We start from the raw sequence: 11,374 nt of genomic DNA, 5'->3' as shown, positions 1-11,374 counted from the left end.
GTCCGTGGCAAAATCCCCATGCGGAGAGGGTCATCGGCTCGATACGTAGGGAGCTGCTGGACCATGTTGTCGTCCTGAACGAACCTCACGCTCGGCGTCTGCTGCGCGAGTACCAGCGCTACTACAATGCGAGCCGGACGCACCTGTCGCTCGGGAAAGATGCGCCCGAGACGCGTGTGGTGCAGGGCCCAGAGCGCGGAGCCAAGGTGATAGAGCTACGGGAAGTCTTCGGGCTCCACCACCGGTACGAGCGCCGCGCTGCGTCGAGTCTCGATTCCTCCAACAACACCCTCGTAGACCCGCGAGCTTCACCAGCCACCAGCCTACCTGTGCGTTCGTAGGAAGGGCGGGGAGTGTCCACACGCAGGCGGCGCGGTGTTGAGGCGTCTGAGCTGGGCGTAATTCCGACCTCTGTCAAACGGAGGGAGGACCCACGGCTCGTCATGCGAATCGCTCACGTCATGACGCGCGTTTTGACGCAGCCTTGACGCACTCATGACGCAGCGACTGAATTTTGGGTAGGCACAGGTACCCAACCCATCCCCGACGGAACCTCTCTCGTAATCAGTGGTCCGAATAATCCAGGCAGGTCACTCCGTGGCCCATCTTCGAGAGAACCTCGCTGCCGCAGAGAGCACACTCACGGGAGATGCCGCCACGGCGCTCGACACCGTGGCGAACATCGGTTCCGCCTGAATGGCGTTCCCAGTCGTCGGGCGCGTCTAGGTGCGGATGAAGCCCAATCGCTTCACGGACTCCGTGGCCGGCATTCCCACTTGCGCGGATGCGAATGCGGTTTCGGCCACGGACCGCGTGCGAGCCAGGAGGTCCGCGCGCTGCGTATAGGTGAAGGTGAAGCCCACAGAGTCCCTCACGGTGTAGAACTGAAGCTGCGCCACGCGCTGGCCTTGCATCAGGACGGTGTACTCGCGCAGGACGCCTTTGTTCCCCCCGAAGAGGGCGTCGCGTTCGTTCACCAGGGTGAAGCCCGGTGCCACGCGCTGGGTATTGGGCAGCATGCGCGCCGCCAACTGCGCGGCCGTCTCAGAGGACGTGACGGGCTCCACCGAGACCACCAGGCTGGAGCGGAACCCATCCACTTCCGGTGCCACCGCGATGACCTGACTGCGGTCATCCCAGCCCATGGGAACGGAAACGGTCAGCGCGCCGTGGCGGATGGATTTCGTGGGAGACATGGGCGAGGGCTTGGGGTTCATGGGCTCAAATCACCGGCTTGGCGATGTTGTGTTCGCTCTTGTCGAAGTGGTCGAACATCTTGTTGAGCCCATAGGCGCCCGCTGCGATGAGCAACCCCGCCGCCGCGCCAGCCGGCCCTCCACCCCACGATGCCGCCACCACGGCATTCACCGCGAAGTAGCCGCCTGCTCCGGCGGCGGCCGTCACCGCGCCGCTGGCCACCTGCCAGCCATTGCCGTTCTGGAAGCCATCCACGATCTGCCCTCCGCCATGGAGCACCGCCATGGCCGCTGAGAATTGCCCCATGCCCTTCGAAGCCTTCTCAAGCGTGCTGACGCTGATGCGTCCCCCCATCGTGCTGATTTTTCCATCCATGGCCAGGTCCCCCTTGCCTGTGAGGCCTGTCCACAAAGGACTGACTCCGGTGCCGATCGAGGCCCATGCTCCCGCGGTCGCGGAGGCTCCCTTGAAGGCCGCATGGTAGTTACCCTCGCTCAGTTCCTTCATGATGGGAGGATCCGTGGCCAGCACGGACGCTCCCGCGAAGATCTTCACGAAGCCCGCGCCTCCGGCCAGCAGTCTGCCCGTGGCGCCCAGGTCTGCATGGGGAGCCCCCGGCTGATCCACGACGCGGCTCAGCTTGAGCTGGGCGAGGCCGAAATTGCTGGAGGCCGCCGCGCCGGTAATCTCATACCGCTCGTTCCAGAGTTGTTTCTGGTCCGGCTGGAGGCGCGTGGAGAGGTCCCCGAACTCTTGGAGCTGTTGGGACACCTCGTCGACAGCGGCGGCGCCCAGCGAAGCCTTGGTCGGCGGCAGTGCATTGAGCTGCGTCAGGGTGTCCACGGGTTTGCCATCGACCGTGAGCTGCTGGCCCGCTGGTGTGACGCTATGGGTGGAGGTCCCATCTGGGCTGGTGATGGTCGTGGCGGCGCGGGTGAGTTGAGGTCCCTTGTCGGTCTGGACCGCCACCTGCTCCTTGTCCACCTTGCTCACGGTTCCGGCGACGTCTTGCCGAGTGGTGTTCTTCTTCTCGGTCACCTCCACTTCGCCCGCCGCGTTGCGTGCCTCCGTCCGTGAATAGTCAGAGGTCGTCTTGTTGCGGTCCTTGTCCGTCTCTTCCAGGTGCATCTGGCTCACCTGTCCCTGGGGATTGAAGGTCCGAGACAGCGTGCTGCTTCCGGTGGAAAGGGGCTGGCACCCGGGGTCCTGTCGCGTGGAGGATTGGGTCTCGATGACGTCGCGATCGCCATTGGGTTTGGCGACCTCCTGTCGCTTGTAGTCCGCCACGGCGCGCGCGCCCTGCGCATCCACCTGCTCCGAGTGCGCGGAGGTGACCTGGCCTTGCTCGTCGTAGGTCCGAGTGGAGTCCCCCGTCACATCCACTGGCTTTCCCTCGCCGGAAGGGTTGGGCGACTTGCCTCGGGTGGTCTCGACAACCTGATTCCCCTGGATGGTCCTCTTGGTGACGACGGACAAGTCCTTCTTGCCTTCGATGAAGGTCTGCGTGTCCAACTCGTCGGGCTTGCTGGTCTCCAGGGTCCAGGTCTTGGGTGTCTTGTCATTGTTGCGAGCGTCGTCCAGCACATAGGACACCAGCGCTCCCGGAGGATTCTTCTGGTTCGCGGGCGAGTCCACGAACCGGCTCTGCGAGCCGGTGAGGCGCACGTTGTCCTGGGAGTAGGACGTGCCGGTGACGACGCTGGCCTTCACGAGTTTCCCATCCGGATCCTTGGCGCCCGAAGGAGGAACATGGACGGTCTGGATGTCGACCTTGTCAATGGGGCGACTCGTGTCGAACCGCTCGTCCAGCTCGTCCTTGATGCCGTCCTTGTTCTTCTGTGTGTCGTAATGCTTTTCCGTCTGGGTCAGGCCCGTCTTGGCATCCTGTGAGGTGGTGGTCGCGACGAAGAATTCGTTGAAGTGCTGGTTGCCAGGCACCTTCTTCAGCTCGGTTCGAGTGCTCGAGGCATCTGGGTCATTCTTGGCCAGCAACTCCTTGACGTCGGCCAGACCGGGGTCCACCGCCTTGGGGTCTATCTTCCAGGTGTTGGATTCAAGGACCGCCGCGTCGCCGTTGCTGGAGACCAGGGTTTGCGCGGCGACTCCCTTCTCCCGGTCGTATCGCGTGGTGGCGACCGCACCACCGCCTTGGTAGGAGGTCATCCGCTCCAGGACATTGCCTTGCTCGTCCTTCTTGATGAGGGAGAGCGTATTCTGCGCCTCGTCGCGCTCCACGCTGATTCCCGGAGGAAGTTCCTGAGGGGGCTTGGCGGCCATGTCGTTGATGAGCTTTTTCTGGTCACCGGCCTGTGTGATGAGGGTTTGCCGGTCTCCTTCCAGTTGCGCGCGCTCCTCTCCGACAGTGTTGAGGTCCACCTCCTTCTGAAGCGCGGTGTCCTTGGGCGTGATGAACTCCGGCCCCAGCTTCATGATGGCGTTGGCTTGAACGGTCTGGTTCCGGGTGCGGAACTCCTGAATCATGGCTTGGGCCAACTGGGGGACCTTGGGGTCGCTCACATTGGCCTTGAGCCCGTCCTGCACCACCGCTTGATTGGCGGTGTTCAGCCGCTCCGCGATGGTCTTGCTTCCCGCAGTGCCAGACATGTCCGCGCTGTTGGCCAGACTCTTGATGATGGCGCGCGCATCCTCCTGACTGACCTTGCCCTCCACCGTGGTGAACGAGGGGGGAGGGCTGTTGCCCGTCATGTACGGCGAAGAGCTGGTGGTGGTCTTGCCGCCCAAGGAGTCCGCCATCTTCTGGAGGTGGGGCATGGACTCCGCGACGAGCGAGGATTTGTATTCCGGACTCGAGTTCTGGGAGAGCTGGCGCTCCAATTCCTGAGCCCCTTCACGTGGGCTGCGCGCCGTGGCCTCCCCGACGCGCGCCGCGTCGGCCTTCGCGGCCTCGTAGATGTTGATGACGGACGGGGCCCCGAGCAACTTTGTCTGGGCTTGTGCGTCCATGCTGGCTGCGTCGAAGACGTCCCGGACCTGATTGACCTCTGGGAAGGGCTCCGGCTTGCCCGCGGCTTTGGCGGAGGTGTTGGCGGTGCGCTGGGCCTCCAGCGCCGCATTGCCCTTGTTGATGGAGTCCTGTCGGGACGCGTCCGCCTGCGTGCGAGCCTGCGTCGCGGGGCCCTCCAACTTGGCGGCCTCCTCGGTGGCTGTGTTCAGCGCGGTCTGCGCGGTCTGAACGTTCTGTTGCAGGGCGGCCTTGTCCAGATAGGGGCCGACTTCTGGCTTCTTGAATTTAGACTCGTCGAAGCCCGCCAGTGCCCGCTGCGCGTCGCCGAGCGCGGTATTGGCGTCCACCTTCTTCTGCTCCGCCGTCCCAAATGCCGTCTCCGCTGCGTGCGCCGCCGCTTCCTCCTGGCGAGCCTTCTCCGCCGCTGCCGCTGCGGCCTGACGCGCGGCCTCTGCTGCCGCCGCGGCCTCAGCCGCTGCCCTGGCTGCCTCCGCTGCGGGGTCCGCGGCGTTGGCGGACGGTGCCTCCGTGTTGGGCTCGCTGCGATAGGTGGGGGTGCTCTGGTAGTTCGTATTGACGCCCATGGTGGGCCTCCGTGGGGAGAATTCGTGACCCTTCCTGCGGAGGAGGGGCCTTGGCGCGAGGTGGCGCACCGAATCGTGAACTTTTCCCCACGCCCTCGGCTAACCCCTTGTCATCAGGGGCTCGGCTGCCCCGGACATGAGAGAACCAGGGGCGTCCCGGAAGCAGGTGAGCGGAGAATTTCCCCGCCATTTGATGGCCCCAGCACAGACTCCTGTACCTGGGCCTCGAGGAAGAGGCTCCGCTGGAGGGACTGCAGTCGATTGCCCGGTCTTCGGGTCGGCCAACGTGCAGCCGGCGAGAAGCCTCGGCGAGCGGCGCGCGATGAGGCTCAGGCGGGGGCAGCCGCCAGGGAAGTGGGCACGCCTCATCCAAGCGTTGTCCAATGGAGGGGGGCGGCTCATCCCGTCGGCTGGGCGCTCGCTGCCTCAGAGCGCACCCTCCCGGGAGATGCCGCCACGGCGCTCGATACCGCGGCGAACGTCGGTTCCACCTGAATGGCTTTCCCAGTCATCGGGCGCGTCTGGCGCGGAGAACAGTTGAAGTGAAGGAAGGAGAGGCCGTGGCGAAATCAAGCCACGCGCTTCGCGAGCAGGGAAGCCGCGAGTCACTGCCTTGCTGCCTGAGCCAAGTCTTCCACGGTCCGCGGCGCGAGTTGACGACGCTGTCGCTTCAGGTCCGCCCACCCCAACTCGATGGGATCGAAATGAGGGCTGTCGGTGGGCAGGTACACCCCGCAGGCTCCCACGGCCTCGGCCGCCTGGCGCACCCCGGCCATTGTGTGGCCACCCAGCTTGTCCACCAGCACGACGTCGCCTGGGGGAGCCAGTGGCAAGGCCGCTGCCTTGGGGCCGCGGCACGACAGCTCCTGTCTCCCGGTACAACAGTAAGACGCGGCTGACATTCGCCTCGTCTGGGTTAGCCCCGTATCCGCGACGTGCCCTGGGGGCGGACGCGGACGTGGACTTCGTCAATCATCATGTCCACGCGCGCGCTCATCCATTGTTCGAAGCGCGCGAACAACGGACCTGGCTTGCACTGGGATGAAGACACTGCCACCGGAGCAGGGGAGGGCGCTGAGGCAGCGGCGCTCCCCCTCCTGCCCATCGCGGCGCAGAGAGGTGTTGAGGCGTCCGAGCCGCGCGTAATTCCGACCTCTGTCAAACGGAAGGGAGGACCCACGGCTCGTCATGCGAGTCACTCGCGTCATGACGCGCGTTTTGACGCAGCTTTAATGAGCTCATGACGCAGCGACCGAATTTTGGATAGGCACAGGTGCTCATTCGTGGCGCGGCCAGCACTCTCGCGCCCCGTTGGGGCAGAGGCCTCACCGGGTCCGAGGAGCGGATGGGCCGGCACCTCGCCTCGCGACGCCGGGAGTTCACGCTGTCCGGTGGTTGCAGTTAATTGTTTCAGTGCCGGCGGAATGGTGGCGACGGATTCGTCGAGATTTACCGGTGGCCCTCGCCGAATTGATCTAGAGAGGCGCGCCTGTTCGCGCCGCATTCGCGCCGATTGAATCCACTGAAGGCGCCAGGACGGCGGACGGCTACCTTTCTCCGGGAGAGACACCATGCAAGGGAATCACATCATTCTGTTGGTCGCCGTGTTGGGAGTCGCGCTTTACTTGCTCCCGAAGATCCTGTTCTTTCTGCGGACCCTCAAGTCGTTCCAGACGAACCCCAAGGTGAACCTGCCGCCGCAGCAGCTCTTCGGCATCTTGTTGGGCGCGGTGAATGCAGAGCAAATCACCGCTTACTGGAATTCGCTGGAGACCGGCGTGCCGAAACTGCGGCTCCGGACGGGGCTCAGCGAGTGGTGGGGTATCTACAACCGACAAACTGCGGCAGCCCAGGTGGAGAAGCTCTTGAGCTCGGGCCACCGTGTGGCCTTTGACGCGGCTCTGCGCCGACTGACGAATGTGTCTCCCGATCAGTGGGAGCAGGTCGCGAAGTCCAGCGGCGAAGCGCTGAGCAATCTGGGCGCGAGCCTGGCTTCGTTGAAGGAAGACAAGACCACTTTCACCGCTGAAGATCTGGCGCGAGGCACGCTGGCGTGGGACCTGGGCCGGGCAGTGGTGATCACGCGCATGAGCTACGACCTCAAGCTCCTGGACGAGAGCCAGGCGTGGGCCTTCATCGCGCGCGCTTCGGAGCATGCCCGGGCCGAGTTCTCCTCGTGGGAGCAGTGGGGCAAGAGCTACCTGTTGGGCCGCGCCATGTGGAACGGCTCCGAGGACGGAATGCTCAGTGGCCTCGCGTCCATCACCGCGGACTGCCAGGTGGCTCCGGAGGGTCCGTGGACGAAGCTCGCCTGGCAGACGGGGAGCGCGCAGGACTCAGAGCACGCCTCCACGCTCGGCACGTAATCGGGAACTGCAGTCCCTTCGGCCGCCTTCGGGGGGAGGAATGAGATGCCTGGCCGCCCAATGCGTTGATGGGCGGCCAGGCATCGCTCCCGGTGCCGAGAGCCCTGCATGAAAGTGCTATTCGTTCAGCGTTCGTATGGTTGGTTCCCGTCTCATCGTAGATGTTCCCCATGAGGCGCCAATGGCCATCGCGTAGGACTGCGACCTCTCGGCTGACATTCCCTAACAAAAGTCAGGGCTGGGCTGGTCGTTGGCAGAGAGGGATGGCCGAGAATCACACCAAGCGAATCCCGCCGATTGAAGTTGCCCCGGTTCCACAGAGCGTTCCGCGCTTTCGCCCTCAAGCGGCAGCGCGGTGCTTCTTCTCGTAGCCAGAGGGCGACTCGTAGTCGAGCGCGGAGTGACGACGGAATGGGTTGTACCAGCCCTCGATGAAGCGGAAGGCGGCCATCCGTGCCTCGGCGTGAGACGTGAAACGGCGGCGTGCGAGCAATTCGCACTCGAGCGTGGCGAAGAAACTCTCACACAGCGCGTTGTCGTACGCGTCGCCAACGCTGCCCATGGAGGGGCGCACGCCGCCTTCCTTGCACCGAAGCCCGAAGCCAATCGAGGTGTACTGCGTCCCTTGGTCGCTGTGGTGCACGACGTTCTGGGGCTGACGCCGCCTCACTGCCATGTCGAGTGCCCGCACGACGAGCTCCGTCTTGAGGTGGCCAGCCATGGCCCAGCCGACGACTTTGCGGCTCCATGCGTCGAGCACGATGGCGAGGTAGAGGAAGCCGGCGTGCGTCGGGATGTACGTGATGTCGGCAACCCAGAGTTGGTCGGGTCCAGGGTCCACGAACTTGCGGTCGACCAAGTCGGGCGCAGGGCGTGCGCGCTCGTCGCGCGTCGTGGTGACACACCACTTGCGGCGACTGACGCCCGCGAGATGCGCTGCTCGCATGAGACGGGCGACGCGCTTGCGTCCGATGTGCACGCCCTCTGCCGCGAGATCAGCGTGGATGCACGGCACGCCGTAGGTGCCGTCGCTCATCGCGTGGATGGCGCGCATGCGCTCGCTGAGGCCCGTGTCCGCGACCGCGCGCTTCGAGGGCAGGCGCGTGCGCCACGCGTGGTAGCCGCTCTCGGAAACCTCAAGGACACGGCAGAGCGTCGTGATGCCATGGACGGCCTGATTCGCCTTCACGAGTCGGTACGCCGCCTGGGCGTCGCCACGGACTCCTGCGCGAACCGGGCCGCAGCTTTTTAGGATGTCGCGCTCCTCGCGCAGCTCCCGCACCTCGCGCCGCAGCCGCTCGAGTTCAGCGCGCTCATCCGAGGTGGCACTGCTCGCCCTGGCAACTGGCCTGCTCTCGCCGTTGCTGCTGGGGGCGCCACTGTCGCTCCCCTCCAACTGCTTCCTCCAGTTCCGGATGCTCTGCTCGGTGCATCCAAACTCTCTCTCGAGACTCTTGCCGGACCGGCCGGCCTTCATCCGTTTGACGACCCTCTCGCGGAATTCCGGTGGGTATGGGGGGCGTGACTTCGGCATCGTGGGACCCACTTCGCACCGCGGGTGGGACTCCACGAAACCGGCTCTCCCGCACTTCGTGTGGTTCCCCTCTGGGGGGTAGGCAGACGCGGCAAGGAGGTGGCGCGGTACCGGCCCTGACTGCGGTGGCTGGGCAGGGCAGGGAGCAAAGGCAGGAGTTGGAGGAACCAGGACGCACATTGACAGGCGCGCCTGTTGGCCCCGGCCTCACCCGCCGGTACACGCCGTTCCGCCGGTTGCAGATGGACTGTTCACCCACCCAGCCCTCCTTCGGGGAAGAACGGTTCCTTCTGAGTGAGCCCTTACCGCGTGGGGAAGGGCCAGGCGACGAGGGGCACCGGTACTGATGTGGGCCGCTCCATGTACAGGGAGTGCGCGAACGGGCCGACCTCCTTTGTCTCGGAGAGTGCGTTGAACCGGCCTGTCATTTCGAGCTCGGCCCCACTTTGCTCCATCGACTCGTCGATGAACAGTGTCAGGACGCCTGTGTGGACCCAGCCGAACTCGAAAGTAAAGAGTCCCACTACGCATTCGATCCGTCCCCGGCGAGGAGGGGGGCCTCCGGCGATGAGCGCCTCAGCGACGCGGGCGGCGGGGGCTGAGTCCAGATGGCTGTCGCTCAGACTCCAGGACGCAAGAGGGCGCTCGAAGCGGATGGGGGTGCGCAGGCACAGCACCGCGTGTTGAACCGCAGGCGGGAGGGAGGCGTCTTCACCCAGCAGCCCCGCGGCTCGCGCGAAGCGGCTTGCACCGGAGGGCTCTGTGGCGACGAGATAGTTCCAGGCTGCGGAGAAGGGGCCGCCTCCGTATTCCACCAAATAGCCGTCGGGAGCTTGGACTCCCACGGCGGCCGTCCCTTCGGGGGCACGGTAGTAGCCGTACTTCTGGAGCGTTTCCAACTGCCAGAGCCCCGGACCCACTCGGCCAAGGCGGGCAGCCCAGCGGTCGCTCGGAAAGTCCCTGGCTTCAGGCATTCGTGGCCGTGTCCATGCCCAGTGCGTCGTCACCGCCCAATCGCCCATGGTGAATCATCCCAGCACGAGGGCCAGGGGGAACGAGTGCTTTTCTTCGTCCAGCGGCCGGACCTCGACTTCGACACGATGCCGCGCGGCGCTCCAATCCCGCGCTTCTCCGCGCTCGCGTGGATCGAAGACCCGCGCTTCTTGAAGGTCGTCTCCACCCAAAGGGGCTCACGCGACCTGTCCACCGGCCGGGAGCATCGCTCGGGCGGCCTTGTTAGCGGTTCTCCTCGGCCCCTCTGCACCCTCCCTCCCCTTCAACAGGGCCCCATCCCTCTTATGCGCAACATCCAACCGCGTCCGCGTGACATGCCCTCAAGGTACACGGACTCACGCCGGCTTTCACATCCACGAAGGTCTCCCCTCTGACAGGTAAGCTCGCGAGCATGAGTGAGCAATCAGTTCAGCCCCGCTACCGGGCGCTATTGGCGGATGTCGAGCAGTGGGCGAAGGGATTTGGAGGAAGGCTCGTGCTGGGCCCGCCCGTGTCGGAAGAAGACCTGGAGCTGCTCTCGGAGCTCCTGGGGGGCCCACCTCCAGCGGGAGGCTCCGCGCTTACCCCCGGGCTGCGCGAGTTCTGGCGGCTGCACGCCTTCGCGCGTGTCGAGGTGCCGCGCGCCGAGGAGGGCGAGCAAGCGGTGTGGACGGCGCTGCCCGCCAACTTCCGCGTGTACTCACCGGACGAAGTGCTGGAGTCCCTCGCCCTGGTGCGGATTCCGTCGGGCGTCACCCTTGACAACCGCCCCATCACCACGTCGCATCTGGTCCCCTTCGCGGCGGCCTACCTGTTGCCCCGGGACATCCAGTGGTGCATCGCCACGAGCGGCGGTGACCTGAAGGCCCCCGCCCTCGTGCTCAATCACATGGGAGAGCTGGCCTGGGCCTGCTTCCAGGACACGCGCCGCTTCGTCTGGGAACAGCGAGGGCACGCTCCCAGCCACGTGTTCGACACCTTCCTCGATTGGTTCGAGTCCTACGTGCGGGACATCCGCGCGCTCGCACCCGAGTGTCTCTATCCAGACGGAGTCCACCCCACCTGACTTCCCTTCGTTGCGGCAATTAAGTGACAAGAGCCACATGTCACTTTCGTACGCGCTTCGTCACGCTCGCCGTGGTCCTCATGGGGTGCTCCGCGTCGTCCGCTGATTCGGGAACGGAGGACCCTCCAGACACCGGGTTCGTCGAGGAGGCCGGCGACGACGCGGGAACGCAGGACGCGGGGACCCAGGATGCGGGCCCGCCCGACGCGGGAGGGGCCCCACCGACGCGGGTGACAGCCTCGCGGGGCTGACCCGCATCGCCAGCGCCGAGTACCCGTTGTTCTACCTGGTGAACGGTCGGGTGTTGGTCATCGGCTCCAACCGCGCCGGACAGCTCGGCGTCGGCCACGCCAATCCGTACAACCAGGTCCCGCCCGTAGACATCGCCCTGCCCGCGGAGCTGCGTTTCAAGGACGTGGCGGGCGGCGGCTTCCAGAGCGTCGCGCTCGACGTCCAGGGCCGCGTCTGGACCCTTGGACAGAACCGCTATGGCCAACGGGGCGATGGCACCACGAACGACTACCCCAACCGCACGACGACGCCGAACAGCAGCCAGCCGTTGTGGCTACCAGAAATTCGGGTCCAGTGCCACGCGTGCGTTAGCGAACGCGTCATTTCATGCACGGTCCCGGTGAGCGTCAAGGTAGTTGTCGCGTGAGAGGGTTCAGC

8 protein-coding genes and 1 pseudogene are annotated in these 11,374 nt (G+C 65.4%); 4 read left to right on the top strand and 5 right to left on the bottom strand.

The window, feature by feature from the left end:
- A pseudogene (locus JGU66_34945) lies at window positions 1–263 on the top strand (transposase).
- Between the two features lie 459 nt (window positions 264–722).
- Here the strand turns inward: JGU66_34945 and JGU66_34940 are convergent.
- The 3 genes from JGU66_34940 to JGU66_34930 form a co-directional block, all read right to left on the bottom strand.
- Window positions 723–1,196: a DcrB-related protein gene (locus JGU66_34940; GenBank protein MBJ6765980.1), complete on the bottom strand. Its 474-nt coding sequence runs from the start codon at window positions 1,194–1,196 to the stop codon at window positions 723–725.
- 25 nt (window positions 1,197–1,221) lie between these two features.
- Window positions 1,222–4,746, bottom strand: a complete 3,525-nt coding sequence (locus tag JGU66_34935) for a hypothetical protein (protein ID MBJ6765979.1) — start codon at window positions 4,744–4,746, stop codon at window positions 1,222–1,224.
- A gap of 605 nt (window positions 4,747–5,351) precedes the next feature.
- Entirely contained in the window at window positions 5,352–5,552 is a 201-nt protein-coding gene (locus JGU66_34930) for a transposase (protein ID MBJ6765978.1), read from the bottom strand.
- Between the two features lie 819 nt (window positions 5,553–6,371).
- On the opposite strand from JGU66_34930, the gene JGU66_34925 reads away from it, so the two are divergent.
- Window positions 6,372–7,112, top strand: coding sequence for a DUF1266 domain-containing protein (locus tag JGU66_34925; protein MBJ6765977.1), 741 nt, complete (start codon window positions 6,372–6,374; stop codon window positions 7,110–7,112).
- Window positions 7,113–7,452: 340 nt separating this feature from the next.
- On the opposite strand, the gene JGU66_34920 is transcribed toward JGU66_34925, so the two are convergent.
- Together JGU66_34920 and JGU66_34915 are read right to left on the bottom strand one after the other, a co-directional pair.
- Entirely contained in the window at window positions 7,453–8,646 is a 1,194-nt protein-coding gene (locus JGU66_34920; GenBank protein ID MBJ6765976.1) for an IS3 family transposase, read from the bottom strand.
- A gap of 302 nt (window positions 8,647–8,948) precedes the next feature.
- A complete protein-coding gene (locus tag JGU66_34915; protein ID MBJ6765975.1) occupies window positions 8,949–9,620 on the bottom strand; it encodes a hypothetical protein in 672 nt (223 codons plus the stop codon).
- A gap of 431 nt (window positions 9,621–10,051) precedes the next feature.
- Between JGU66_34915 and JGU66_34910 the strand changes: the two genes are divergently transcribed.
- Both JGU66_34910 and JGU66_34905 read left to right on the top strand, forming a co-directional pair.
- Window positions 10,052–10,705, top strand: coding sequence for a hypothetical protein (locus tag JGU66_34910; protein ID MBJ6765974.1), 654 nt, complete (start codon window positions 10,052–10,054; stop codon window positions 10,703–10,705).
- Between the two features lie 277 nt (window positions 10,706–10,982).
- On the top strand, window positions 10,983–11,363 hold the full coding sequence (locus tag JGU66_34905; GenBank protein MBJ6765973.1) for a hypothetical protein: 381 nt from the start codon (window positions 10,983–10,985) through the stop codon (window positions 11,361–11,363).
- The last annotated feature ends 11 nt before the right edge of the window (window positions 11,364–11,374 follow it).

This window comes from Myxococcaceae bacterium JPH2 (assembly GCA_016458225.1).
Classification (GTDB): Bacteria; Myxococcota; Myxococcia; order Myxococcales; family Myxococcaceae; genus Citreicoccus.
This window is presented reverse-complemented; position numbering and strand designations above follow the sequence as displayed.